We start from the raw sequence: 24611 nt of genomic DNA, 5'->3' as shown, positions 1-24611 counted from the left end.
TAGAGAAGTGTTGGGCTTGGTTGAAAAGCCGAATTCGCAAACACTTACGCGACTCGGATAATTTGCGAGATGCCATTGATACTATTCTCAAACAAGCTGCGTCCTAATATCTATGGCGACAGCTATAACTGTAACTCTCGGAAGGTTTACGCCTGATTTTATTCAAAATTAGCATAACTGTGTTACCCTAGTAAAGTTAACTAAATTCCGCACATCCAGGAGTTCGGGTGTTTTCTCACGGGAAAATACACCTGGGTGGAGGTTTAACCCGAATAGGAGTAAGAATATATGCCAGTCGTTTCATTGGCTCAAATGATGGAGTCGGGGGTTCACTTTGGGCATCAAACCCGCCGCTGGAACCCAAAAATGTCTCCGTACATCTATACTTCCCGCAATGGTGTACACATCATCGACTTGGTGCAAACAGCCCAGTTGATGGAAGATGCTTACAGCTACATGAGAACCCAAGCCGAGCAAGGTAAAAAATTCTTGTTCGTCGGCACTAAGCGCCAAGCCGCAGGAATCATTGCTCAAGAAGCGTCTCGTTGTGGCGCTCATTATATTAACCAGCGCTGGTTGGGTGGAATGCTCACCAACTGGGCAACCATTAAAACTAGGGTAGAACGCCTGAAAGATTTGGAACGCAGAGAAGATAACGGCGCTCTGGATTTATTGCCTAAAAAAGAAGCTTCTATGCTGCGTCGGGAGATGACAAAGCTACAAAAATACCTGGGTGGGATCAAAACCATGCGGAAAGTCCCTGACGTGGTAATAATTGTAGACCAACGCCGGGAATATAACGCAGTTCAAGAATGTCAAAAACTGTCAATTCCCATTGTTTCCATGTTAGATACCAACTGTGACCCAGATGTTGTAGATATTCCTATCCCAGCAAATGATGACGCTATCAGATCCATTAAGCTGATAGTTGGCAAATTGGCGGATGCAATTTATGAAGGCCGTCATGGTCAGCTGGATGCAGAAGAAGAATACGAAGATTATGAAGGCGGTGAGGAAGATTACGAATACGAGGAAGGTGAGTATACTGACTCGTTAATTCCTGAAGACGAAGACGAAGAATAAAGTATGAAGTATGAAGTATGAAGGATGAAAAATAAAATTTCACACTTCACACTTTAGACTTCATGCTTGTACTCAGTCCTGAGTAAGATAGAAATATTCAACGCCTGCGAGCGATAAAAACTCTAGGTCAAGTTAGGAATTGAGGCAACATGGCGGAAATATCTGCAAAACTCGTCCAAGAGCTACGCCAAAAAACTGGTGCCGGCATGATGGACTGCAAAAAGGCGCTGAAAGAGACTGAAGGCGACATTGATCAAGCTATAGATTGGCTACGGAAAAAGGGCATCGCTTCTGCGGGGAAAAAAAGCGATCGCATTGCCGCAGAAGGTCTAGTAGACACCTACATTCAACCTGATGGTCAAGTAGGTGTACTTATAGAAGTCAACTGCCAAACCGATTTCGTTGCCCGAAATGAAGCTTTTAAATCTCTAGTTAAGAACCTAGCACGGCAAGCTGCCACTGCTGATAGTATTGAGTCTTTGCTGGCTCAATCCTACATCGAAGATAGCAGCGTCACCGTAGATGAATTTATCAAGCAAGCTATTGCTAACCTTGGTGAAAACATCCAGGTACGCCGCTTTATCAACTTTGCACTAGCAAAAGATACACCAGGAGTAGTAGACAGTTACATCCACACTGGTGGTCGCGTTGGTGTGTTGGTTCAAATAAACTCTAAAACTGAGTCAGCAGCGGGTAACGAAGAATTCCAAGCTTTAGCACGGAATACAGCTATGCAAGTTGCGGCTTGTCCAAACGTTGAGTATGTCAGCGTAGACCAAATCCCTGCACCTGTTGTCCAAAAAGAAAAAGACATCGAAATGGGCAAAGACGATTTGGCAAACAAACCTGAGAACATTAAAGAAAAGATTGTTCAAGGACGGATTGACAAACGCCTAAAAGAAATGACTTTGCTAGATCAGCCTTACATCCGCGACCAAAGTATTTCTGTAGAAGACTTGGTGAAGCAAGTTCAAGCTAAAGTTGGTGAAGAAATTCAGGTCAACCGCTTTGTGCGCTACATTCTTGGTGAGGGTATTGAGAAGCAAGAAAGTAACTTTGCTGAAGAAGTTGCGGCTCAAATGGGAGCTAAGTAATGTGGTTGTTAGTCAATAGTCAAAATTAATTACTTTTGACTTTGGATTTTCCAGACAAATAACGCTTTTTTAAGACAGGTCAGTTACACTAAGCTGACCTGTATTTTATTATTAGAAAATAACTGCGTACATTTGTACCATAATTAGGTTCAGGTGGGCAATTCAGAGAAGATATGGCGAGAGCAATTGAGCGAATTGATCGAGATTTGGCAATGCTGGAAGAAGCGATACGCGCGATCGCAGCAGAACTCCAAAGCGCCGATACTATCTATCTCACCCTCTTGGGTGAAGCTGTGCGGAAACAGTTGATTCTGGCAAGTTACCACCTGTGTACTCAGGGATATCCCGAAAACTTCTTAAAGTTGTCGTTGAATCAACGGCAAAAATTACAGCAAGCCATCCGCAAATTAGGACAACAGCTATCTGAGCAATTACTTACCCATGTCAATGGTGAGGAAACAGCAGAAGTCGGGGAATATGAGGGAGATGAGACAGAGCTTGTTGTTCAACACTCAATACTCAATCCCCCTGACTCTTCTAGCCCTGAAGAATTGGCAAAATGGCAAAATAGCTTAGAAGAATTGACACAACAGGCGCTAAAAAAAGTCTCCCATGACGCAAATGTGTTGTTGCAAAGAGCGGATATTCTGCCAAAAAAAATTCCAGAACCAATTTTAGAAGCAGCAGCCGCAGCCTCAGAAGCAGCAGCAGAAGTCATGCCAGGGCCACCGAATCTCTTAAACTTGGTAATTGAAATTGAGAATGAGCAGGACGAAGAAGAATCTAGCTTGACCCAGATTATGGCAATTAATCTGCGACTCGGAGAAATAGAATTTGCAGATGGGACACTGGCCTCCAGCCGCAAACAAATTCGTAATATTTTAGTACAACTCCAAAAACTAGGACGGGAGTATCAAAAAAAGCAACGGGAACGTTCCATCGCAGAAGCCGAAGCTGCTTGGCGCTCAAGTTGGTATGAAGATTAGTCATTTGTCCTTTGTCCAAAGTCAAATGACCATCAACTATTGACCATTGACTATTGACAATTTACCAATGACTAATGACACACCAGATTGGATACGCTTGCACAAAGCCTTGGCAATAGAAGCCGAACATGGCTTTACAGACTTAATGGGCAAACAGTACCGCTTTAGTGAATTTCTCAGCCTGACTTTTGGGAAATTCCCAGCGGCTTTACCCGCAATTGAGCGTCGCCCCTGGCAAGAACTAGCGATGAAATTTGCCAGCTATTCCCATCTGGAAATAAAAGACAGACAGCACTTAATTGCAGCAACTCGCCGATATCTCGACCAACTGCAAAAACAGCAGGAAGACCCAGAGGAATTAGAGAAGCAAGGCAGAGGTTATCAATCCAAAATTCCCAAATCTACACCTGTTGTGAATGAGGTGAGTCGCAGACTAGCCCCAAAAATTGACCAAAAACTTAGCGATTTACCAGAAATCGGTATCCGTAAAGCTGACAAATTAGCTGCTTTGAGTTTGTATACCGTGCGAGATTTGTTATTTTACTATCCCCGCGACCACATCGACTATGCGCGTCAGGTAAATATCCGCGAGTTACAGGCGGGTGAGACAGTAACTATCGTGGCTAGTGTGAAGCGTTGTAATTGCTTTACTAGCCCCAAGAATAAAAAATTATCTATCTTAGAACTGATACTCAAAGATAATACAGGTCAAATTAAAGTCGGGCGTTTTTCTGCGGGGGCGCGTTTCACTAGTCGAGCTTGGCAAGAAAGTGTGAAACGCCGTTACCCAGTAGGTAGTGTGGTAGCAGCTTGTGGTTTGGTGAAAGAGAGTAAATATGGCTTGACACTTGATAACCCAGAACTGGAAGTTTTAGCAAATCCTGGAGACACAATTGAGTCGTTGACCATTGGACGAGTAGTGCCAATTTATGCGCTTACCGAGGGAGTGATGGCTAGTATGGTACGTCAAGCGGTGATTGCTGTACTACCTGCGGCGACTTCTCTTAAAGACCCCTTACCTAAAGGTTTGCGGGAAAAGTATGGTTTGATGGAATTGAAAGATGCGATCGCTAATATCCACTTTCCCACCGATAGCACCACCTTACAAGCTGCTCGCCGTCGTCTGGTCTTTGATGAATTTTTCTACCTACAACTCGGCTTACTCCAACGTCAGCAACAAGCAAAGGCGATTCAAACCAGTGCCATTCTTGCACCCAAAGGTCAGTTAATTGAAAAATTCTACGAAATCTTACCCTTTCAACTGACTGGCGCACAGCAACGAGTCCTCAACGATATTTTGAATGATTTGCAGAAAACCACACCCATGAATCGCTTAGTACAGGGTGATGTTGGTTCTGGTAAAACCGTCGTTGCTGTAGTGGCAATTTTGGCTGCAATTCAATCTGGTTATCAAGGAGCATTGATGGCTCCTACGGAAGTGTTAGCAGAACAGCATTACCGCAAGTTAGTTAGCTGGTTTAACCTGCTGCATTTACCTGTAGAATTACTCACCGGTTCTACCAGAACTGCCAAACGCAGAGAAATTCACTCGCTCTTAGAAACAGGGCAATTACCTTTATTAGTGGGAACTCACGCCTTAATTCAAGACCCAGTAAACTTTCACCGCTTGGGGTTAGTGGTAATTGATGAACAACATCGCTTTGGGGTGAAACAACGAGCGTTATTACAACAAAAAGGCGAACAACCCCATGTATTAACTATGACCGCCACTCCCATCCCCCGGACATTAGCACTAACAATTCATGGGGACTTAGATGTTAGCCAAATTGATGAATTACCACCAGGACGACAAAAGATTCAAACCACCGCACTGACCAGTCAGCAACGCACCCATGCTTACGACCTCATCCGCCGGGAAGTTGTGCAAGGTAGGCAAACTTATGTGGTGTTACCTTTGGTGGAAGAATCAGAGAAACTAGATTTGCGATCGGCAGTAGATGAGCATCAAAAGTTACAAGAAAGTGTCTTTCCAGAGTTTCAAGTCGGGTTGCTGCATGGTCGTATGAGTTCAGCCGAAAAAGACGAAGCAATTACCAAATTTCGGGATAACCAAACACAAATTCTCGTCTCTACCACAGTTGTTGAAGTTGGAGTAGACGTGCCGAATGCCACGGTAATGCTCATTGAAAATGCCGAGCGCTTTGGCTTATCGCAACTACACCAACTGCGGGGGCGTGTTGGTCGTGGTGCGGCTCAGTCTTATTGTTTACTGATGAGCAGTTCTAGAAATCCTGAGGCTCAACAACGGCTGAAAGTATTGGAACAGTCTCAGGATGGCTTTTTTATCTCGGAAATGGATATGCGTTTTCGTGGCCCTGGAGAAGTCTTGGGAACGCGTCAATCAGGTGTGCCAGATTTTACTTTAGCGAGTTTGGTTGAAGATGAGGAAGTGTTGTTGTTAGCTCGGCAAGCAGCAGAGAAAGTAATAGAGATAGATGTCACCTTAGAGCGCTGGTATTTGATGAAAGAAGAATTGAAGTATCGCTATGAACGATTGATGGGAGGTGCAATTTTGACCTAATTTTTCTCTGTCCATAATTATAAAAGATTGATTATTAACTCATAATTGCCCATGTGACGAAAAAAGATACCGAAAGCAGTGGGCTTTCTGGTGGAAATTCTGTAAAATCAAAATTTAATTCACAAAATGGCAAATTTTATGATATGTTGGCTGAGTTTACTACCAATCATGCTGAGTCTGTTTGTCATGGGATGTTCTACGCAAACGACAGCTAAACCTCCTGTAGATAAACCAAATTCTCAAGTTCAAGCGCCAGCAACCACTGGTCAAACTCTACCAATTTCGGCTCAGGCTATTGTTCCTAACGGTACAACAATTGAGTTGGAAGTGGCATTGACTCAAGAGGAACAGGCAAAAGGTTTGATGAATAGACCGGCATTACCAGATAATCGCGGTATGTTATTCAAGTTTCCTTCTGCACAGCCTGTTCAGTTTTGGATGAAGAATGTACCTGTGCCGCTGGATATGGTCTTTTTACAAAATGGCGTAGTGAAGTATATTCAGACTGCTGCACCACCATGTGCCAGTGAGCCTTGTGCGACTTATGGCCCAAACGTACCAATTGATATGGTAATTGAGTTGCGTGCAGGAAGAGCATCTGAATTAAAGTTGCAGCCAGGAGATAATGTAAAAATTAACTTTTTAAAAGACATAGATTTACGGCAATAAACGACAAATACCTGATTTACCAAGGTGCGGCAAAAGAGAGATTAATGATTTTTTTGTAAAAAAACTGTTAAGTACAGATAAAAAGCCAAATAGTTTCTCAATCATCTAATATGATGACAAAAATAGTAAAATCTACCACTTAAGAGGTAAAATAACAATCTTAACGATTTAAGGTGAAAAATCCTCCTTTTGGCGTAAGTGTAAATGGCTGCTCATAGGGGAGCATAGGCTATGGAATCTTTATCACTCAATGTGTAATTAAATAGAACACTTAAGCAAATTCAGGATGGCACTAATTTAACTCGCAGGACACGCTACTAGAAAACTGAGCAAACCGATGATTCTCAGGCTGAAATTTCCTAGTTTTCTGATAAAAAGCGTTCTAATTGGGGAATATCTGGCAAATATTGCAGGATATTAGTCCGGTAATTGCACAGTCACAGATGTAGTAGTAGCTGCGGACACAAGAGGAATGGAAATCCACATATGACCATACATGCTAAACAAGGAGGTGAGTTACAAATGGCACCATCAACATATTCACGACTGATTCATTTTTTACAGGAAGATTTGTCAATTTCGACAGCATCCCTGGCAGTAGCTTTACGGCATCGGGAGCAAGACCCAGGGCCTTTGCCGATGATTCTTTGGCAGTATGGGTTGGTTACGATGGAACAGTTAGAACAAATTTACGACTGGCTGGAGACCGTGTAAGCATGAATGTTCATGCAGGAGAATTGAGGTATGTCACATCCACCCTGCTTTGTACTAAAGCTAATAGATAGGGAAATTGACTTTTACCAATCCTACTTATTTAAATCCAAATCAAAAGAGCGAGTTAAACAATTTATTCAACTCGCTCTTTTAGTTTTTAGCCAAAGTGGTTAGGACATCAACAGATAACCAAACTTAGGCACTAAAAGATTTTTAACCCTGTCACCTGCTATAACTATTAACTACTGAGCAAATACTCTAGCTGCTGCCGCTACACCAGCACCCGGTGTAAAGTTTTCGTAGCCAAGTTCTAAAAGCACAACTTCTAGGGATGCTATGCAGCTAAGAATATCGCGATCGCTCACAAAACCCAAGTGACCAATGCGGAAAATTTTATTTTTTAAATGGTCTTGACCACCAGCCAAAGCAATATCAAACCGCTTGTTCATTAACGAGCGAATTTTATCCGCTTCAATATCTGGTGGTGCTACCGCTGTAATTGCTGGACTAGCACAGCTATCTGCTGCAAACAACGGTAAGTTTAACCCTTTAATAGCTGCACGGGTGGCGTTCTTTTGGCGTTCATGTCGTCCAAAGATAGATTCTAAACCTTCTTCTTTCATCATCCCCAAAGTAGTGTGCAGCGCCACAATTAAATTCACAGGGGGAGTGAAGGGAGTCGTATTCTTGGCAGTAGATTTGCGATATTTGCCTAAATCCAAATAGTATTTGGGCAATTTGGCTGTTTTGTAAGCTTCCCAAGCTTTAGCGCTAACAGAAACAAAACCCAAACCTGGAGGAATCATGTAACCCTTTTGAGAACCGGAGGCGACTACATCCAGTCCCCAAGCATCAACTGGTAAGTTGAATGCACCCAAACTAGTGACTGCATCCACAATAATTAAAGCTTCACCGTGTTCTTTAACGTGGTGATTGATGGTTTCTAGGTCATTGAGAACACCCGTTGATGTTTCACTGTGGGTGATGACAACGGCTTTGATTTCCTTAGCAGTATCGGCTTGCAGTTTTTCGGCAAACTCTGCTGGGTCTAGAGGTTTACCCCATTCTGCCGTAATAATTTCGACATTTAAACCATAGGCTTGGCTAACTTCTGCCCAGCGTTCACCAAATTTACCATTACAGCCAATTAAAATGCGATCGCCTGGTGAAAGAAAATTAATTATCCCAGCTTCTACTGCACCTGTACCACTGACATTCAGCATCAGCACATCGCTTTCTGTCTGGTGTAGCCATTTCAAATTCGCTGTCACTTCTGCCAGGATGTTACTAAACTCACTGGTACGATGACCAATGGGATGCTTGGCTAAAGCCAGTAAGGCGGCTTCTGGCACCGGTGTCGGGCCAGGAATCATCAGCATCAGCTTATCTTCCATGTCTTTGTCCTAATAGTCAAATTACAGTAAAGGTTTAGGGGATGGTTAATTCTGGTAGAGAATGTATATGGTGTTGAATTTTGCACCAGTATTTTCTGCATTCTCCAAATCCATATAATTATTGGTCAGCTTGACTTTGCTACCTAGTTTGTTTAAGTTTTATAGCAACAATCATCTAGGATCTCACAAATTGGATTATAAGTACAACGATTTGTAGAATTCCGTAGTGTCTAGCGATCGCTACAAAAGCACAATAACACCAATTTCTTTAGACAAAAAAATTCTGTGTTCGTCAAAAACACAGTAATCTACCATAATATTTTTTGTACTAATAAATTAAGAGCGATCGCCGATCGCTCTCTGTTAGCATTTATCTAATAAAATCCCGTTACTGCTTATATTTACCCGAAAGCAGCAAACAAAGTATCAATTGAGGCTGTTAGCTCAAGCTTCAGAGTTAGCCTTTTGTTGCTGCTTTTTCTTGCGACGTAAAGCTACACCAAAAGCACCAGCTGTTAATGAGCCTATGATGGTAATTGGTTCGGGGACAGATTCGTTAATAGCCGCACTACCAACAGTTAGATTTGAGGAGACAAGCTCATCAAGCGTATTTGCAACCCCAAATCCGACGGTGTATGTTCCGGCTGTAGTGAATGTGAAAGAAGTTTGAGATGCAGTTTGTCCAAAATTACCCACTAGCCGCACATCAGCCAGTTCATAGAGTGAAGATCCAATCGAGTAGAAAGAAAAGTCGTTGAAAGGTAGATAATCATTCGTCTGAAATTGCCAATCAAATCTCAAAACATCTCCTGCTTGGGCTGCAATGGTATTTCTAATTGCAGAACCATTGGTAACATTTTGAAAGTTAGAAGCATCCAATGTTCCATTGGCTAATCCTAAGAATGACTCTATGTTCGAGTCAGAAACTCCTCCAGTAGAGGAAAGTGTCACTTGTTGATTATTAATCAGGCTAACGTTACCAATTTGCTGCCATCCAGTAAAATCTGAGATGTTGATAACTGCTGCTTGAGATGGGCTAGAAGCAAAAACTAATGTTGCTCCAGCACCAGCAACTAGTAACTTATTCGTGAAACTAAATTTAGTCATTGTATTTACTCTTGTGAACATTTCAAAGTTGATCCCAAATGTACTCAGAAGTCATATGAATCAGTACCTCAAAACAATTGAACACGAAAAAGTAAGGAACAGATTAGCATTAATCTGCCGCTTTGATAAAAAGCAATAAAATGCCTGAAGCCTTTTGTATCGCTTTTTTTCTTTGAGGTACTGACTAAGCCTTACTTTCTCACTAACACAGAATCGCCCATTTATTTACGTAATTGGTAGTTAGCAAAAAATTAGGGCTGTTTCTAGTAGGCAAGAGTGTATGGGTTTTTCACCAATTAACACCGAATACTCTTACCAGAAAAGCAATTAGAATCAAAGGTTTTTACTGAGCTTCATGAAATTTTTATATCTAAAATCGTGATTAATTAGTTGAGAGAGACAGCTACAAGCTATCCAATATCAAGACAAAAACGTAAACCAAGTATTATTTTCTATAAAATTTATGTAAATTTAATTCCTTAGTAAGTAAATAGATCAATGTAACAAAGCACTGTCAAACCCTTGCAATTACTCACTTTGGGACATTAACAGTAATATTATTCTGTCTAAAGACAGTTGAATTTTGCAACAAACTATGTAGCTTAATATGGCAAGTGCGTAAAGATGTGATTTTCCCGAATCAGTTCTAAACGCTCTTGGGCTTTTTTGAGTGATTCTTGGGAAGATTCCCCTAGCAATGCAGCCTCAATTGCTCGGACAAGATTGTCAGATATACGAATATATCCAGCTAAATTAGGGCGATCGCGTGCTATGAGCATTTGCGCTCAAAACACTTTTATCCAAGGTTTTTGGTTGATATATTGCTGATCAGCTTTAAGATAAACTGGCAAAAAACCTGTATCAATTGCCTATTAGTTACAACCTCATCGCCAGTAATTAACAAAAAAGAAGTAACGAATATTATGAAAATTTTGAATATATTGATTGACAACTTCAAAGGTATTATCTGTGCTACTATCATTAACAAAAATTATTTCCCAATCTTCAAAAGTTTGAGTAATAATACTATCGATGCCGTAATTTAAATATTTTGCCCGATTGCTAGTACAAATGATCATTTAAACTTCAAGAATTAAGTCAAAAATTACACTATTTATGATTGATCAAAAATCATTTAAAAATAACTATTGTACAAGATAGTAAAACACCTTTTTATTGAAAATATTGACCAAGGTTTGGGAAAAACTATGTATTGCTTTTTAGTAGCTAACTTGTCATGCAGTTGGGTAAGTGTTTTACAATTTTCTCATTGCAGCTTGCTTTTGAAGAATTCCCAAAACCTCTTAATTGCATCAAAAGACAACCTTGATGCGTTAGTCTGAATTTATATAAGTAGCTAGACTTTGTAACAATCTATTCATTTTATTTATAAAAATTTAATGTTATTGGTTACTGTTGTTGATGGAAGAGAGTAAATCCTGTCGGTGTAAAGGATCTAGTTTCTTGAACTCATCACTTTCAAAGCAATAAAAGAACAAGCTTAAAAAAATCGTATCTAAAGATACAGAATTGCTATTTTAGGAAATAGAGAATCAATCAAATTTATGCGTGAGTTCACCAATGTTTGCCACAAGAAGGATTTTAATAATTGCTGTCAGATAATTTTTTTAAGTTGACAGCAGTTTAAGTGATTTTTTGAAGGGATTGTATTGATAATTGCCAGCAGTTGAGCAACTCAAGCATGAAGATTCAGAGATTAAAGATTAAGTGAAGGAGACTTGACTGTTTCGGAAAATACATAATAATTTCTTAAGGATAACAGCAAAAAATATTGACAGGAGTATCGTTAGTTTTCTCAACTCCTTTTTGGGTTATTTGGCTTTCTAGCGTGGAAACAAGTAATTTTAAGAGCATTCGTTTTTTGCTCGATCTGTTTTTCCTTTCAGGATGGTTTGGAGGATGATGTTCAAATTCATGCAAAGACATAAGAAAACAAAAATTAGGCGAACGGCGGCAAGAGATTACGCTAAAAGTACACAATTTAACTCAAAAGTCAAGCGATTAAATTTAGCAATTAAGCGACTTTCTCCCAGTTGGCAAGCTTGCTTACCTTTGGCTTGTCTAATCGTGTTGGGTTGGGGTTATATGGCTGTTGCTCAACAAACTCCAGCACCTGCTGGCCCAACAACAGCAGAACTTAAAATTGCTATTGACACATTGTGGGTAGCGATCGCCGCTTTTTTAGTGTTCTTCATGAACGCCGGTTTTGGGATGTTAGAAACCGGGTTCTGCCGCCAGAAGAACGCTGTTAACGTTTTAGCCAAAAACTTGATTGTCTTCGCCCTATCAACCGTAGCATTTTGGGCGATCGGCTTTGGCTTAATGTTTGGCGATGGCAATGACTTCATCGGACTCAATGGCTTGTTCTTAGGAGGAGCAGATAACAGTCCGGCTACAGGAGATGCTTACCAAGGAGTGTTTAGTGCGCTCAGTTGGACAGGTGTTCCTCTGGCTGCCAAGTTTTTATTCCAGCTGGTATTTGCTGGAACCGCAGCCACGATTGTTTCTGGCGCAGTTGCAGAGCGGATTAAGTTTGTTGACTTCTTAATTTTTAGCCTGTTACTTGTAGGCATTGCTTACCCCATTACCGGACACTGGATTTGGGGCGCTGGCTGGCTGGCAGATTTTGGTTTTTGGGATTTTGCTGGTTCTACAGTAGTTCACTCAGTTGGTGGCTGGGCTGCATTGATGGGAGCCGCATTTCTTGGGCCACGCATTGGTAAATATCAAGATAAACAAGTGGTGGCTTTGCCAGGGCATAACATGAGTATTGCCACCTTGGGTTGCTTGATTCTGTGGTTGGGCTGGTTTGGTTTCAACCCCGGTTCGACAATGGCTGCCGATCCAAATGCAATTACTCACATTGCTTTAACAACCAACATGGCTGGTGCAGTTGGTGGGATTGCTGCTACCGTTACAGCTTGGTTGTATTTAGGTAAGCCAGACCTATCCATGATTATTAACGGTATTTTGGCTGGTTTGGTCGGCATTACAGCATCTTGTGCTTACGTCAGCATTCCTAGTTCGATCGTTATTGGCTTGATTGCTGGCATTTTAGTTGTGTTCTCAGTGCCGTTTTTTGACAAACTCGGTATTGATGACCCAGTAGGAGCTACTTCCGTTCACCTAGTTTGCGGTGTTTGGGGTACTTTGGCTGTTGGTTTGTTTGCTGTTGGCCCTGGTGGATATTCCTGGATGGTTGACTTGGCAGGTAAACCAGTAGGCCCACACGGCTTATTCTTTGGTGGTGGTTTTAGCACATTAATTCCCCAGATAGTTGGGATTCTCTCAGTTGGCGGAATGACTGTACTTGTCAGCAGCATCTTTTGGTTAGTACTGAAGGCGACTTTAGGTATTAGAGTCACTAGACAAGAAGAATTAGAAGGCTTAGATATCGGCGAACACGGTATGGAAGCTTACAGTGGATTCATGAAAGAGGCTAGTCCTAGTGGATTTTCTGAAAGCCCTAGTTCTGGTGGAATGTCACCCACTGGGGATATACCAGGAACCATGTAAGTTGGAAAATTTCTAGTTTTATTGCTGATCAATACCCGCCCCCATAACTTTTGCCGTTCATTTAGGGGGCGGTTTTTTCTTGGGTATAGCAATTCTGAATTATTCTCCAGTTTTATCATCTACCGATGCCCTAACTACCTTGGGTATTCTCATAACTCAGAACTTTTTTCGTGACTTTTCCCAACTAGCGTATAAAATTTGAGTCAAATCATAGGCAAATTTCGCTAGTCGTGACCACTTCTGCAAAAACCTTCCCTATTTGGGCATTGTTCTCGTTGGCAACCAACGGCATACTTATGTTGGCGGTCATCCTGCTAATTTGGCAACAACAAAGATTGACCGCGGTTTTTGGGGCTTCGCCACCGCAGTCAGTCAGTGAATCCCAATCTGTTGCACCAGAATTAGGTTCTCGTCGTCAACTCAATTATCAGCAGTGGTTAGATATTCTCAAACAAGAAGCCAAAGCTGCGAGTGAGCAACATCCTCAGCATCTCAGCATACTAGCGGGAGATTCTCTGAGTCTGTGGTTTCCCACAGAGTTATTACCCGAAGAGCGATATTGGCTCAATCAAGCAATTTCTGGTGAAAGCAGCGGTGGACTTCTCAAACGATTGGATTTATTTGACAGCACCAAACCAGAGGTGATTTTTGTCCTGATTGGCATTAATGACCTCATCCGTGGGGAAAGTGATGAGGTGATTTTAAATAATCAGCGGCAAATTATACGATACCTGCGAAAAGCCCATCCCACAGCGCAAGTTGTTGTGCAGTCGATCTTACCGCATGGAGCAGCAGAAGCAACTTGGGAAGGACGAGATAAACTCTTAGCTCTTCCCAACAGTCGAATTCGCCAATTAAATCAACAACTACAACGCATAGCCGCCAAACGTGGCGTAAAATATCTAGATTTATACTCTTTATTTGCTAATCAGCAAGGTAATCTCCGCCGAGAACTCTCTACTGATGGTTTACACCTGAGTCCCGCCGGTTATCTGGTTTGGCGTACTGCATTGCAAATTTATACTCAATCAGAGAAATAGAAAGTAGGGAGTTAATCAAAAAGCATCTTTTGCCTTTTTAGTTTTTACTTTTTACTTAAATTGTGTCTCCACGCGCGAAAATCAGAAAGGGCAGACACCACAGAATTAAATATGGATACCAAAGCTTTTAAACGTACACTCCAACATTCAGAAAATTACAATCGCAAAGGGTTTGGTCATCAAGCAGAAGTCACAACCCAGTTGCAATCTGAGTATCAAAGCAGTTTGATTCAAGAAATCCGCGATCGCAATTACAGCTTGCAACGAGGCAATGTTACCATCCGACTAGCCGAAGCTTTCGGTTTTTGCTGGGGTGTAGAACGTGCAGTCGCAATGGCCTATGAAACCCGCCAGCATTTCCCCACAGAACAGATTTGGATTACTAACGAAATTATCCACAATCCTTCTGTGAATCAGCGGATGCAGGAAATGGAAGTTAAATTTATCCCCATAGAAACTGGCAAAAAAGACTTTTCGGTTGTGGAAACCAATGATGTAGTTATCCTACCTGCATTTGGGGCCAGCGTTCAAGAAATGCAGATATTACATGATAAAGGCTGCAAAATTGTCGATACGACTTGTCCTTGGGTATCTAAAGTTTGGAATACCGTTGAAAAGCACAAAAAAATAGACTACACATCAATTATTCACGGTAAATATAAACACGAAGAAACAGTTGCTACGAGTTCCTTTGCGGGCAAATATTTAATTGTTTTGAATTTAAAGGAAGCGCAATATGTTGCTGACTACATTCTTAACGGTGGTAATCGAGAAGAATTTTTACAAAAATTTGCCAAAGCTTGTTCAGCAGGATTTGATCCAGACCGAGATTTAGAACGGGTTGGCATCGCTAACCAAACTACAATGCTGAAAGGTGAAACCGAACAGATTGGTAAGCTGTTTGAACGAACGATGATGCAGAAATACAACCCTACCGAATTAAATCAGCATTTTCAAAGCTTTAATACCATCTGTGATGCTACTCAAGAACGGCAAGATGCTATGTTGGAATTAGTACAACATAATTTAGATTTAATGGTGGTGATTGGTGGGTTTAACTCATCAAATACTACCCAATTACAACAAATTGCCATTGAAAAAAGCATTCCCTCCTATCATATTGATTGTGTAGAACGGATAAAACCTGGGAACGCCATTGAACATCGGCAGTTAAATGGTGAACTAGCGATCGCAAAAAATTGGCTACCAGCAGATAAAATCGTCGTCGGGATTACCTCTGGTGCATCCACACCAGATAAAGTAGTTGAGGATGTGATTGAAAAGATTTTTACCCTCAAAGCCTAGATCGTCAGATACCCGATCAAGAAATCGGGTATCTCTTGTTCACGAAGTTGCGGCAATTACATTATTTGCACATTACTTTTTAGTGGAGGTTAGCGGACTCGAACCGCTGACATCCTGCTTGCAAAGCAGGCGCTCTACCAACTGAGCTAAACCCCCATAAAATTAAAAAGGTAGTCAAATTTAGATAACGTGTGTATTGTAACTGAAAATTGTTCAATAGCTAAAGGGATGAACCAAGAAAATACGCAAATTGTTGCAGCATTTTATAAATTTGTCAGTTTGCCCGACTTTGCCCAGAAACAAGAACCCCTGCTGTCTTACTGTTCAGCACAAGGTATTAAGGGGACAATTTTGTTGGCAAAAGAAGGTATTAACGGCACAATTGCGGGTTCGCGTCAGGGGATTGACGCTGTTTTCTCTTATCTACGTTGCGATCGCCGTTTAGCAGACTTAGAATACAAAGAATCTTACACTCAAACCCCGCCATTTGAACGGATGAAGGTGCGACTGAAGCCAGAAATTGTCACTTTGGGTTTGCCAGAAATTGACCCGAATCAGCAAGTGGGTATTTATGTCAGTCCAGAAGAATGGAATGATTTAATTTCTGATCCTGAAGTTACGGTGATTGACACTCGAAACGAGTATGAAGTGAAAGTCGGTACTTTCAAAAAAGCACATAATCCTCACACCCAATCTTTTCGGGAGTTCCCGGAATATGTTCAGCATCACCTCAACCCTAATCAACACAAAAAAGTCGCCTTATTTTGTACTGGTGGGATTCGCTGCGAAAAAGCTTCATCTTTTATGCTTGCCCAAGGGTTTACTGAAGTTTATCACCTCAAAGGCGGCATTCTCAAATATTTAGAGTCAATCCCAGACGCAAAAAGTTTGTGGGAAGGGGAATGTTTTGTTTTTGATGAACGGGTAGCTGTCCGTCATGGATTAGAAGCAGGAAGCCACGAGAGGTGCTTCTGTTGTGGACATCCGATTTCAGCACCAGATAAGGACTCTCCTCAGTATGAGGAGGGTATTTCTTGCTCCTATTGTTTTGATTACCTCACCGAAGAGAAACGAGTTCGTCAACAAGAAAAATGGCGACAGTATCAACTTTTACAAACGAATCAACAAGACTAAATTTCAAAACCTTTGTTTGTCAGCAGTTTAAAGTCATTTATGGGTTAGCCACAAGACATATATCTGCCTAACCCACAGGTAATTTTTAAGTCATTCCATCGCTGCATGACGAGATGGCACAATTCCAGGTATTATCACAACCAAATTTAGTAGATGATTACTTATATCAAAGCTGTTTAACAAATTTTTGTTCTGGAGTTGTAAAAATGTACGACAAAAGCGACATAGAAATCATGATAGAGAACATGAGTTTGTCTGGTGTACTTAGTATACTTTCACAAGTTTGTTACGAGAAAGCTGAACATTTGAGAACTAATTGGCAAGACGTGGAAACAGCTAGAACATGGGAGAAAGTTGGTAGAGCTGTAGGAAAAATTAAAATCAAGACCGATTTGTAAATTGCGATCAACCTAAAAAATCGGGTTTTTGCAGAAAGCTCTAGATAGTAAAAGTGTATGAGTTTCCAGAAACCCGGTTGATGAAGAGAAAGAAAATTCAGTTTTTCAGCCAAAAGCAAGCCCCGATGCTTGGATAATTGACGCTATTACCTATTTTTTTGTGTAGGCTCGTGTTAAACCTCCTTGATTTTAATTCAAAGTCCAGCCAAGGAAAGCCAAAGAATATATGGCTAAAGTCATAATTTTTTGCGTAATACCTAGGTGTGGCGCTGTACTAAATTAATAGACGTTTTTTAGCCGCAGATGGAGTCAGATTGTTAAGATAAATTAATTTTTGCAAAGTAATTAAAAAAAAAAGTTAATTTGTTATCAAAATCTGGCTTCATCCGTATGATTATACAGGATGATCCTCGTCTATTTCTTTAGTCAGACTATTTAAGGGGTTCCACAAGATGATGAATTTAAAATTGGTTGGTTTAGTTGCAACTCTTGCTTTGATGGGAAGTGTAGCTGCTTGCTCAAGCCCTTCTGATAATCAGGCTTCTCCCTCACCTTCTGCTGCTCCTGTAGGCGATGCGATGAAGAATGGCGACGCGATGAAGAAAGAGGGCGACGCAATGAAGAAAGAAGGCGACGCAATGAAAAAAGAAGGCGACGCAATGAAGAAAGAACCAGCAGGTACAAGCACACCCTAATAGCGGCTTTGCCTAGGATACATTCCATAACTTTACTTTGACAAAAAAGACAAATTTTACACAAATAAGGAAAAGTTTGTATCCTGAAGCCACTTATTCATACAAGAATTGCTCAAAAAACTTTTTGTAACCATTCTTGAAAACTGTTGAGGTAAAAAATTGGTATTTTTATACACTGTATAATTTCGAGTTTCAAGACTCGTTTTAAACAGAGGTAAAACTTACCAAAGCAATTGATGGGTGCGTAAACCCCGCACCCTTTTCTCCAAAAAATAGTTTCGGTATCTCCGTAATCATCCGAGACGAGAAAGTATTCAAATTGATCTTCATAACCACAACATTTGTTTTATGGATAAGAGTTTCATCAAGCGCCGCCGACTTCTCACCTATCTGGGATTAGGAGCTATAGGAGTAGGTGGAGTGGCGATCGCTTCTGGGTTGCGTTCTCAGAAAATCACAATTCCCACGGCTGTTGCACCTAATAAAACTGCCACTAAAGATGTCAGCGCGGCCTTACCCCCTGACGCAAAACTCCTCCCAGAATTCCAAGGAATTTCCCAGTGGCTCAATTCTTCTCCTTTAACAACTGCTGACCTCAAAGGCAGTGTTGTGTTAATCCAATTCTGGACATTTGGTTGTATTAACTGTATTCGTACCCTACCATACGTTACCAGTTGGCATGAAAAATATGCTGCTCAAGGACTGAAAATTATCGGTGTTCACACTCCTGAATTTGCCTTTGAAAAAGTTGCCAACAATGTCAAACAAGCTTTGAAAAAGCACAAAATTAACTATGCTGTGCCGATAGATAACGATTTCAAAACGTGGAATGCCTATAAAAACGAATATTGGCCGCATTTGTTTTTAGCAGACCGTCAAGGAGTAATTCGCTACGACCACATTGGAGAAGGAGCCTATTCAGAGACAGAACAGATGATTCGTCAACTTTTAGGATAGGTAGAAATGGCAATTACTTCCCTATCAGCTGGATTAGCAATTTTAGCAGGGTCTTTAACTGTACTGTCGCCTTGTGTTTTGCCTGTTTTGCCTGTTTTGGTGGGGCGATCGCTTTCTACTCACCGCTATGGCCCCATAGCGTTAGTAGCTGGTTTAGTGGGCGGATTTGCCACAGCAGGTAGTTTGTTGGGAATTGCCAGCAGTTGGTTAGCAGAACTCGCTAGTACTTTGAGGTTTGTGGGCATATTTATTCTCTTGCTCATGGGTTTGTTGGCTATCTTTCCCAAGTTGAGTTATCTGCTGGTAAGTTATTTGCAGTTGGGAAAAATCAAAAGAACCACAGGGGTAGGATTAACAGGAGAGTTTTGGTTAGGTACTCAACTTGGTCTTTTGTGGACTCCTTGTGCTGGCCCTGTACTGGGTAGCATTTTAATTTTGGCTGCTGCCAAACATCAAATTACCGAAGCGTTTTTACTGTTATTGGCTTTTGGAGTGGGGGCGGCTTTACCACTGTTAGCGATCGCCTATGCTGGGCGTTATGTGAGTAAATCTTTGCTGGGGTTGCGTTCTCGCAGTGAAATTTTACACAGAGTAGGCGGTGTTTTAGTAGTCGCATCGGCGATCGCAATTCTCCTAGGTTGGGATGTGGAAATTCAACTGTGGCTGGCTCCAATGTTTCCGCGCCTACCACTGTAAATTCTGGGACAAGCAGATAAAATTTTTGAGATAATTTATAAATTCTTGCTAAATTTTCAGGGATTTCCGGTGTTGCATGTGTAGTTAATTAATGAGTTCGTGGTAAGTTGCAATCATGACGGTAATGATCTTGAATCTGCAAACACGAATGCTAGTAGTCAACAAGAACAAAAAATCAAGAAAGATCAGTTAGTTGGAGACTTTTGCACCATGCAAGGGAAATTGCTATTTTTAAGTTTGGCTGCTTTGGCGATCGTTGGTTGTGCAGAAGAAGTGGCTACGCAGCCAGGGGGGAATTCCTCTGAACAAGGTGTCAAAAATGTTCAAGTTGCTGAGACTGCATCTCCCGCAACCTCAGCCCAACCTACCGAACCTGGCGCAGTAACCGTTGTCAAATCTGGTGGTTTTGTCAAAGGAGAACACGTAACCAAAGGTAGTGCGCGGATCATTACTGAAAATGGTAAGAATTTTCTGGAATTAGATCAGAACTTCAAAACAGACAATGGGCCAGACTTGTTTGTGATCCTACACCGCCAAGCAAAACCCCAAATTTACGGGCTGACGGAAAAAGATTACGCAAGTTTGGGACGCTTGCAAAAAACCTCAGGCACTCAACGCTACGCGATCCCAGAGAATGTCAAGATTGCAGATTTCGCTAGTGCAGTAATTTGGTGTCGCCCATTTAACGCTGTTTTTGGTTATGCTGCCTTCAGCAAATAATTTCCAGACTAGTTAATTATTGGTGATGAATATTAATTGGTAATAGATAAATACTTTTGTAAGTATTCTATTACCAATTCAAAAAAATCCATAAAGTCAACAAATAAACCTGATATAAGTAGTAATAAGTAGATTAGTAAACTTTTGTAGCAGTAAGGCAGTAGAATACCTGATACATTTAGGTTTTAGAATATAAAAACTTAGGACTTTCTATGGCTTCTTCTAAAGCTGATAAACGTGGCAAACCTTCTTCGGGGCCGAAACAAGAGTTTCCTGCCAAAATATTTCATGCAATCAATATTGTCAGTTTAATACTGATGATTGGCAGTGGATTACAAATTTACAATGCCAACCCTGTATTTGGTGGACGGGGAGCATGGACTTTTCCCCGGACATTCTTACTAGGAGGATGGTTAGGAGGTGGACGAAACTGGCATTTTGCCGCAATGTGGCTGTTTGCATTGAACTTGTTAGCCTATGGCGTTTATATATTTGTGACGCGGCGATGGGTGCGGCGATTTGTTTCCCAAAGTGACTTGCAAGTTTTACAAAAAGGACAGAATCCGAAACGGAAAAACTATGCTTGGCATCGCTTAATTTACACAGGAATTGTACCAGTTTTAATACTAGCGATCGCCTCTGGGTTGGCAATGTATAAACCAGCCCAACTACATTGGTTAGCTGGATTATTCGGCCATTGGCAAACCCTAAGAGTAATTCACTTTGTTAGCGTGCCAATAATTGTATTATTTACGATCGCTCATTTTCTGCTATCCCAGAGAGTCGGCGGTTATCGTTTGATTAAATCAATGTTTACTTAGAGGTGGTATGGAAAAAATTACAGCACCGAGCCATCTTTTGACACGCCGCCGATTGTTGCAACTATCGGGAATGTCAAGTGTGGGTTTGCTCCTTAGCAGTTGTGGCACTAGCTTACTATCAGAGTCTGTAGGTAGTTTAACTGAGCCGCTCAACCTCAAGGTGGGAGAATTATTACTAAAACCGCAGACACCAGTCCCAGAATTTCCCATAAGTGCGATCGAACCACAGGCACTGCTAGTTAATGGTAACCCTACTCCCCAAATTGATCTCGAAAAATATCGCCTTATCATCGATGGGGAAGTGAATCAGCCAATGCAATTAAGCGTGGCAGACATCTATAAATTACCCCTAACTTCAATGGTAATGCGTCATGTGTGCGTCGAAGGTTGGGCGGCGATCGTGCAGTGGGGAGGTGTACGCTTAAGAGATTTGCTAAATTTAGCACAACCAAAATCTCAAGTCCGCTACGCCTACTTTCAGTCTGCTGATAGAGACAGTGATGGTATCCCTTTCTACGAAAGCTGGGATATAGCCTCAGTATTACACCCGCAAACCCTCCTGGCTTATCAAAAAAATGGTCAACCTTTACCACCAGATAATGGTGCGCCCCTACGTCTAGCCTCCCCCATCAAGCTTGGTTACAAACAATCTAAATGGGTAACTCGTGTGACATTAACCAGTAATTTAATACCGCCTAAATGGTTGACTGAAATTGCATCAGCTAGTAATTGGAACGCTCGAAAAGGTTATTGGATTGACCAAGGTTATGAGTGGTTTGGTGGAATTTAGTTAAACAATTTATGAAAATTCCTGAATAGCAGGAGTACACCTAATGCTCACCACAATGCCACAAAAAATTTGGCTGATCATCCCAACAGCTATTTTTGGGTTTACTGTTCTCTCTCTCTCAAAGATTGCAGTAGCACAGTCAGAAAGTGAGACTCTGCCAAATACACTGGGGCGGCCTAATAGAACAATCCAGTCTGGCACTCGCGTGAGATTACGTCTACCGCCGTCTCTAGGAGTACCTGGTAGAAGAATACCCGCTGCTTCACGGGGGATAAATTGTATAGCAAAAAATCAACGTTTAACAGCCTTAATTCCTAAGTCAAACATAGGGTTAACAACTTTAGCTAACCCAACCTTGTATTTCTTTATTCCACAAAATTCTGCTTCTAGAATAGAGCTAGTTGTTCAAGATGAAAATGAACAAATTATTTACCAGCAGAAGTATAAACCTAGTACTAAAGCAGGAGTAGTAGGAATAGATTTGCCACCAGACTCTTTAGCTATGAATAAAAAGTATAGATGGAATTTTTCAATAATTTGTAATCCCCAAGACCGTTCTTCAGACAAACTTGTTCAAGGGACTATCCAGCGTGTAAAAAATCCTTCACTGACTGAAAAACTAGAGCAAGCAACTCCTCAAGAGCGTGTGCTACTCTACGCAGAAGCTGGCAGTTGGCATGATGCACTTGATACTTTAGCAAGGTTAAGATACTCCAATCCTCATGATTTAAAACTCAAAGCTGATTGGGAAGCGTTGTTAACAGCACCTGGAGTAGAGTTTGATAAAAAATTAGCACAAAAACCCTTAATTTCAGAACAAGAAGCTCCAAGACCACTGAAACGTCACAAGCTAGGACTCAAAGATTCTGTAGTTAAACAATTGATCAAAATTTCACAATAGTCAGGAGTCCAGCCGATGATCTGCCCAAAACTACAAAAAATCGGGATAACAGTTCTAGTTATAACTGTTGGCTTAACTGGCTTTTTACCAGTAAATACAGCAGTAGCCAGAACAAAAATTATATTTGTACCGCCGATTCTTAGTAGCCCTCGGAGATTGATACCCGCGGGAACACGGGTATATGAACCATCGTCTGGAGAGGATACAGGTATAATCCCTGAAGTACAGCCAGCATCACCAATCCAAAGATTACCAGATGCCTTCAATGGTGTTGGTAATATCCGCCGACCTGTACAACGGAAAGCTCCTCAAAATGAAGATAGGGGGAGATCATCTGTGCCAGTTGCTAATCAGTGTTTACAGGGAAAACTCCCTTTAACTGCTTTAATTCCTGAATCCCAATTAGGATTGACTACACTGGCAAATCCCGCCCTGTTTTTTTATGTTCCCCAAACTTCTGCCCCCGAATTAGAACTAGTTGTCCAAAATGAAAATGAGCAAGAGGTTTACATACAGAAATACAAACCTAGCAATAAAGCTGGCATAATTAGCTTACGTCTGCCTGTTAATTCTTTAGCAGTAAATAAACAATACAAATGGAAATTATCTTTAATCTGTAATCCTACAGACAAGTCTCAAAATAAAGTTGTAGCTGGTTTAGTACAACGTGTGCTACCAGACCAGCAACTAGTGAAAAAATTACAACAAGCTACTAGACAAGAGCGTGCAGTTTTGTATGCAGCAGCAGGTATTTGGCATGATGCCCTTGCTAGTGTGGCACAAATACGCTACTTGCTTCCTAATAATCAAGGACTAGCATCTGATTGGGAAGGATTGTTAACTGCAAGAAATGTCGGCTTGAATCGGCAAATCGCGCAGCAGCCTTTAATTCTTGTGTCAGAAATTTTACAACCCAAAAAGAAGCACAAATTTTAACCTTTAACCTAGGATATATCATAATGAACAAACCTTTACCACCAAAACTTCTGTCTAAGGCAATCTCTGCGATTGTTGGATTGACAATTTTAAGTTCCCTAGCTCCAGTACAAGCACAAGTCAATATCAATTTACCAAACATAGGCGCACCTGGTCGAAGAGTTCCAGGTGGTTCACGCGGGGTAAACTGTGTAGCCAAGAATCAGTATCTGACTGCTATTGTTCCGAAGTCGAATCTTGGGTTAACAACCTTAGACAACCCCACCTTATATTTCTATATTCCAGAAAATAAGGCTCCCGAAGTAGAGTTAGTGCTTCAAGATGAAAATGAGCAAGAGATTTACAAACAAAAGTACAAACCCAGTGGTAATGCTGGCGTAGTTGGAGTCAGCCTACCAACTAATACTTTAGCCAAAGGTCAGAAGTATAGATGGAACTTCTCGATTATTTGTAATACTCAAGACCGCTCTTTAGATAAGTTAGTTCAAGGTGCTATCCAACGCATTGACAATCCGCAATTGATGAGTAAGTTAGAAACAGCCTCTCCTCAAGAGCGTTTGAAACTGTATGCTGAAGCTGGTATTTGGCAAGATACTCTTGATACTTTAGCGCAGATGCGCTATTCCCGCCCCCAAGATTCAGCGCTCAAAGCTGATTGGGTAAGTTTGTTAATGACAAAAGGCGTAGAATTTGATTCGCAATTGGCTCAAGCACCATTAGTCCAAGGAAAAAATGTGCTGCAACCAATCAATCAAACTTCAGAAGTTACCACACCTTAATAGAGAAGAAACAATATAAAATCTCTGTTTTGTGGCGTGTGTAAAGTGAAGGCTAACACACCTAAATTAATTGTTGCTTATTCCCTTTTAAGTAAGCCCTTATTCAGAACCCTAGTTTCTTAAAAAAACTGGGGTTTTTTGTTTTTATATCAATACAATTCAGATCCCAATACTTCTCGGTTAAGGACAAAAGCAAGGTAAAGTAATAATTGTTCTCCAAAAAGTGCGATGGGAAAAATTGGTGCTGCTAAAAGATTTTTCGTTGATAACGCCAACCTTAGATGCAGAGTTAATATTCAAAGCAATAGAAACA

Annotated in this window: 24 protein-coding genes and 1 tRNA gene; 20 read left to right on the top strand and 5 right to left on the bottom strand. The window is 41.1% G+C overall.

Translation table 11 applies throughout. The annotated features are described in order from the left end of the window. The first annotated feature begins 288 nt into the window (after positions 1 to 288). The 6 genes from rpsB (at position 289) to IQ259_RS22800 (ending at position 7088) form a co-directional block, all read left to right on the top strand. The gene (gene rpsB, locus IQ259_RS22825; protein ID WP_193888312.1) at positions 289 to 1083 is read left to right on the top strand and encodes a 30S ribosomal protein S2; all 795 of its coding nucleotides are present in this window, start codon (positions 289 to 291) and stop codon (positions 1081 to 1083) included. A gap of 149 nt (positions 1084 to 1232) precedes the next feature. After that, positions 1233 to 2177, top strand: a complete 945-nt coding sequence (gene tsf / locus IQ259_RS22820; RefSeq protein WP_193888311.1) for a translation elongation factor Ts — start codon at positions 1233 to 1235, stop codon at positions 2175 to 2177. A 173-nt stretch (positions 2178 to 2350) separates the two neighbouring features. Then, a complete protein-coding gene (locus tag IQ259_RS22815; protein WP_193888310.1) occupies positions 2351 to 3163 on the top strand; it encodes a hypothetical protein in 813 nt (270 codons plus the stop codon). Between the two features lie 67 nt (positions 3164 to 3230). After that, positions 3231 to 5705: an ATP-dependent DNA helicase RecG gene (recG, locus tag IQ259_RS22810; protein ID WP_193888309.1), complete on the top strand. Its 2475-nt coding sequence runs from the start codon at positions 3231 to 3233 to the stop codon at positions 5703 to 5705. A gap of 138 nt (positions 5706 to 5843) precedes the next feature. Then, positions 5844 to 6374 (top strand): DUF192 domain-containing protein, encoded by a 531-nt coding sequence (locus tag IQ259_RS22805; RefSeq protein ID WP_193888308.1) that lies wholly within the window; start codon positions 5844 to 5846, stop codon positions 6372 to 6374. A 486-nt stretch (positions 6375 to 6860) separates the two neighbouring features. Next, a complete protein-coding gene (locus IQ259_RS22800; protein WP_193888307.1) occupies positions 6861 to 7088 on the top strand; it encodes a DUF2949 domain-containing protein in 228 nt (75 codons plus the stop codon). A gap of 242 nt (positions 7089 to 7330) precedes the next feature. On the opposite strand, the gene IQ259_RS22795 is transcribed toward IQ259_RS22800, so the two are convergent. The 4 genes from IQ259_RS22795 to IQ259_RS22780 form a co-directional block, all read right to left on the bottom strand. Then, positions 7331 to 8482 (bottom strand): alanine--glyoxylate aminotransferase family protein, encoded by a 1152-nt coding sequence (locus IQ259_RS22795; protein WP_193888306.1) that lies wholly within the window; start codon positions 8480 to 8482, stop codon positions 7331 to 7333. A gap of 444 nt (positions 8483 to 8926) precedes the next feature. Continuing rightward, positions 8927 to 9589: a PEP-CTERM sorting domain-containing protein gene (locus tag IQ259_RS22790; protein WP_193888305.1), complete on the bottom strand. Its 663-nt coding sequence runs from the start codon at positions 9587 to 9589 to the stop codon at positions 8927 to 8929. 602 nt (positions 9590 to 10191) lie between these two features. Continuing rightward, positions 10192 to 10368 (bottom strand): hypothetical protein, encoded by a 177-nt coding sequence (locus IQ259_RS22785; RefSeq protein WP_193888304.1) that lies wholly within the window; start codon positions 10366 to 10368, stop codon positions 10192 to 10194. 105 nt (positions 10369 to 10473) lie between these two features. Beyond that, positions 10474 to 10668, bottom strand: a complete 195-nt coding sequence (locus IQ259_RS22780) for a glycosyltransferase (RefSeq protein ID WP_228014712.1) — start codon at positions 10666 to 10668, stop codon at positions 10474 to 10476. Between the two features lie 856 nt (positions 10669 to 11524). Between IQ259_RS22780 and IQ259_RS22775 the strand changes: the two genes are divergently transcribed. The 3 genes from IQ259_RS22775 to IQ259_RS22765 all read left to right on the top strand — a co-directional run bounded on the left by IQ259_RS22775 (position 11525) and on the right by IQ259_RS22765 (position 15471). Next, positions 11525 to 13126 carry an ammonium transporter gene (locus tag IQ259_RS22775; RefSeq protein WP_193888303.1) on the top strand — a complete coding sequence of 534 codons (1602 nt, stop codon included), beginning with the start codon at positions 11525 to 11527 and terminating at the stop codon, positions 13124 to 13126. A 230-nt stretch (positions 13127 to 13356) separates the two neighbouring features. Further along, positions 13357 to 14166, top strand: a complete 810-nt coding sequence (locus tag IQ259_RS22770) for an SGNH/GDSL hydrolase family protein (RefSeq protein WP_193888302.1) — start codon at positions 13357 to 13359, stop codon at positions 14164 to 14166. A gap of 111 nt (positions 14167 to 14277) precedes the next feature. Next, positions 14278 to 15471 carry a 4-hydroxy-3-methylbut-2-enyl diphosphate reductase gene (locus tag IQ259_RS22765; RefSeq protein ID WP_193888301.1) on the top strand — a complete coding sequence of 398 codons (1194 nt, stop codon included), beginning with the start codon at positions 14278 to 14280 and terminating at the stop codon, positions 15469 to 15471. A gap of 83 nt (positions 15472 to 15554) precedes the next feature. Here IQ259_RS22765 and IQ259_RS22760 read toward each other — a convergent pair. Beyond that, a tRNA-Ala gene (locus IQ259_RS22760) sits at positions 15555 to 15627 on the bottom strand. Positions 15628 to 15699: 72 nt separating this feature from the next. Between IQ259_RS22760 and IQ259_RS22755 the strand changes: the two genes are divergently transcribed. From IQ259_RS22755 to IQ259_RS22705, 11 genes are all read left to right on the top strand, one after another. Further along, positions 15700 to 16605 carry a rhodanese-related sulfurtransferase gene (locus IQ259_RS22755; RefSeq protein WP_193888300.1) on the top strand — a complete coding sequence of 302 codons (906 nt, stop codon included), beginning with the start codon at positions 15700 to 15702 and terminating at the stop codon, positions 16603 to 16605. A gap of 113 nt (positions 16606 to 16718) precedes the next feature. Beyond that, entirely contained in the window at positions 16719 to 17003 is a 285-nt protein-coding gene (locus IQ259_RS22750) for a hypothetical protein (RefSeq protein ID WP_228014711.1), read from the top strand. 452 nt (positions 17004 to 17455) lie between these two features. Next, positions 17456 to 17698, top strand: a complete 243-nt coding sequence (locus tag IQ259_RS22745; RefSeq protein WP_228014710.1) for a hypothetical protein — start codon at positions 17456 to 17458, stop codon at positions 17696 to 17698. A 348-nt stretch (positions 17699 to 18046) separates the two neighbouring features. Then, positions 18047 to 18655: a thioredoxin family protein gene (locus IQ259_RS22740; protein WP_193888299.1), complete on the top strand. Its 609-nt coding sequence runs from the start codon at positions 18047 to 18049 to the stop codon at positions 18653 to 18655. Between the two features lie 6 nt (positions 18656 to 18661). Then, positions 18662 to 19351, top strand: coding sequence for a cytochrome c biogenesis CcdA family protein (locus IQ259_RS22735; protein ID WP_193888298.1), 690 nt, complete (start codon positions 18662 to 18664; stop codon positions 19349 to 19351). A 99-nt stretch (positions 19352 to 19450) separates the two neighbouring features. Continuing rightward, positions 19451 to 20071 carry a DM13 domain-containing protein gene (locus IQ259_RS22730; protein WP_339383975.1) on the top strand — a complete coding sequence of 207 codons (621 nt, stop codon included), beginning with the start codon at positions 19451 to 19453 and terminating at the stop codon, positions 20069 to 20071. 212 nt (positions 20072 to 20283) lie between these two features. Next, on the top strand, positions 20284 to 20892 hold the full coding sequence (locus IQ259_RS22725) for a cytochrome b/b6 domain-containing protein (RefSeq protein WP_193888297.1): 609 nt from the start codon (positions 20284 to 20286) through the stop codon (positions 20890 to 20892). Between the two features lie 7 nt (positions 20893 to 20899). After that, positions 20900 to 21682, top strand: coding sequence for a molybdopterin-dependent oxidoreductase (locus IQ259_RS22720; protein WP_193888296.1), 783 nt, complete (start codon positions 20900 to 20902; stop codon positions 21680 to 21682). Positions 21683 to 21725: 43 nt separating this feature from the next. After that, on the top strand, positions 21726 to 22583 hold the full coding sequence (locus IQ259_RS22715; protein ID WP_193888295.1) for a DUF928 domain-containing protein: 858 nt from the start codon (positions 21726 to 21728) through the stop codon (positions 22581 to 22583). A 15-nt stretch (positions 22584 to 22598) separates the two neighbouring features. Further along, positions 22599 to 23519, top strand: coding sequence for a DUF928 domain-containing protein (locus IQ259_RS22710; protein WP_193888294.1), 921 nt, complete (start codon positions 22599 to 22601; stop codon positions 23517 to 23519). A 23-nt stretch (positions 23520 to 23542) separates the two neighbouring features. After that, a complete protein-coding gene (locus IQ259_RS22705) occupies positions 23543 to 24298 on the top strand; it encodes a DUF928 domain-containing protein (RefSeq protein WP_193888293.1) in 756 nt (251 codons plus the stop codon). Positions 24299 to 24611: the final 313 nt, after the last annotated feature.

The organism is Fortiea sp. LEGE XX443 (assembly GCF_015206815.1).
Taxonomy (GTDB): domain Bacteria; phylum Cyanobacteriota; class Cyanobacteriia; order Cyanobacteriales; family Nostocaceae; genus Nostoc_B.
The sequence above is the reverse complement of the archived record's forward strand: the minus strand, read 5'-3'. Positions and strand labels throughout refer to the sequence as shown.

Coding starts and splice junctions, on each gene's coding strand:
- IQ259_RS22705 (WP_193888293.1), top strand. CDS start 23,543: ATGAACAAACCTTTACCACCAAAACTTCTGTCTAAGGCAATCTCTGCG.
- IQ259_RS22750 (WP_228014711.1), top strand. CDS start 16,719: ATGGCACAATTCCAGGTATTATCACAACCAAATTTAGTAGATGATTAC.
- IQ259_RS22720 (WP_193888296.1), top strand. CDS start 20,900: ATGGAAAAAATTACAGCACCGAGCCATCTTTTGACACGCCGCCGATTG.
- IQ259_RS22740 (WP_193888299.1), top strand. CDS start 18,047: ATGGATAAGAGTTTCATCAAGCGCCGCCGACTTCTCACCTATCTGGGA.
- IQ259_RS22785 (WP_193888304.1), bottom strand. CDS start 10,368: ATGCTCATAGCACGCGATCGCCCTAATTTAGCTGGATATATTCGTATA.
- tsf (WP_193888311.1), top strand. CDS start 1,233: ATGGCGGAAATATCTGCAAAACTCGTCCAAGAGCTACGCCAAAAAACT.
- recG (WP_193888309.1), top strand. CDS start 3,231: ATGACTAATGACACACCAGATTGGATACGCTTGCACAAAGCCTTGGCA.
- IQ259_RS22780 (WP_228014712.1), bottom strand. CDS start 10,668: ATGATCATTTGTACTAGCAATCGGGCAAAATATTTAAATTACGGCATC.
- IQ259_RS22800 (WP_193888307.1), top strand. CDS start 6,861: ATGACCATACATGCTAAACAAGGAGGTGAGTTACAAATGGCACCATCA.
- IQ259_RS22765 (WP_193888301.1), top strand. CDS start 14,278: ATGGATACCAAAGCTTTTAAACGTACACTCCAACATTCAGAAAATTAC.
- IQ259_RS22745 (WP_228014710.1), top strand. CDS start 17,456: ATGATGAATTTAAAATTGGTTGGTTTAGTTGCAACTCTTGCTTTGATG.
- rpsB (WP_193888312.1), top strand. CDS start 289: ATGCCAGTCGTTTCATTGGCTCAAATGATGGAGTCGGGGGTTCACTTT.
- IQ259_RS22755 (WP_193888300.1), top strand. CDS start 15,700: ATGAACCAAGAAAATACGCAAATTGTTGCAGCATTTTATAAATTTGTC.
- IQ259_RS22790 (WP_193888305.1), bottom strand. CDS start 9,589: ATGACTAAATTTAGTTTCACGAATAAGTTACTAGTTGCTGGTGCTGGA.
- IQ259_RS22775 (WP_193888303.1), top strand. CDS start 11,525: ATGCAAAGACATAAGAAAACAAAAATTAGGCGAACGGCGGCAAGAGAT.
- IQ259_RS22710 (WP_193888294.1), top strand. CDS start 22,599: ATGATCTGCCCAAAACTACAAAAAATCGGGATAACAGTTCTAGTTATA.
- IQ259_RS22725 (WP_193888297.1), top strand. CDS start 20,284: ATGGCTTCTTCTAAAGCTGATAAACGTGGCAAACCTTCTTCGGGGCCG.
- IQ259_RS22805 (WP_193888308.1), top strand. CDS start 5,844: ATGATATGTTGGCTGAGTTTACTACCAATCATGCTGAGTCTGTTTGTC.
- IQ259_RS22795 (WP_193888306.1), bottom strand. CDS start 8,482: ATGGAAGATAAGCTGATGCTGATGATTCCTGGCCCGACACCGGTGCCA.
- IQ259_RS22715 (WP_193888295.1), top strand. CDS start 21,726: ATGCTCACCACAATGCCACAAAAAATTTGGCTGATCATCCCAACAGCT.
- IQ259_RS22815 (WP_193888310.1), top strand. CDS start 2,351: ATGGCGAGAGCAATTGAGCGAATTGATCGAGATTTGGCAATGCTGGAA.
- IQ259_RS22735 (WP_193888298.1), top strand. CDS start 18,662: ATGGCAATTACTTCCCTATCAGCTGGATTAGCAATTTTAGCAGGGTCT.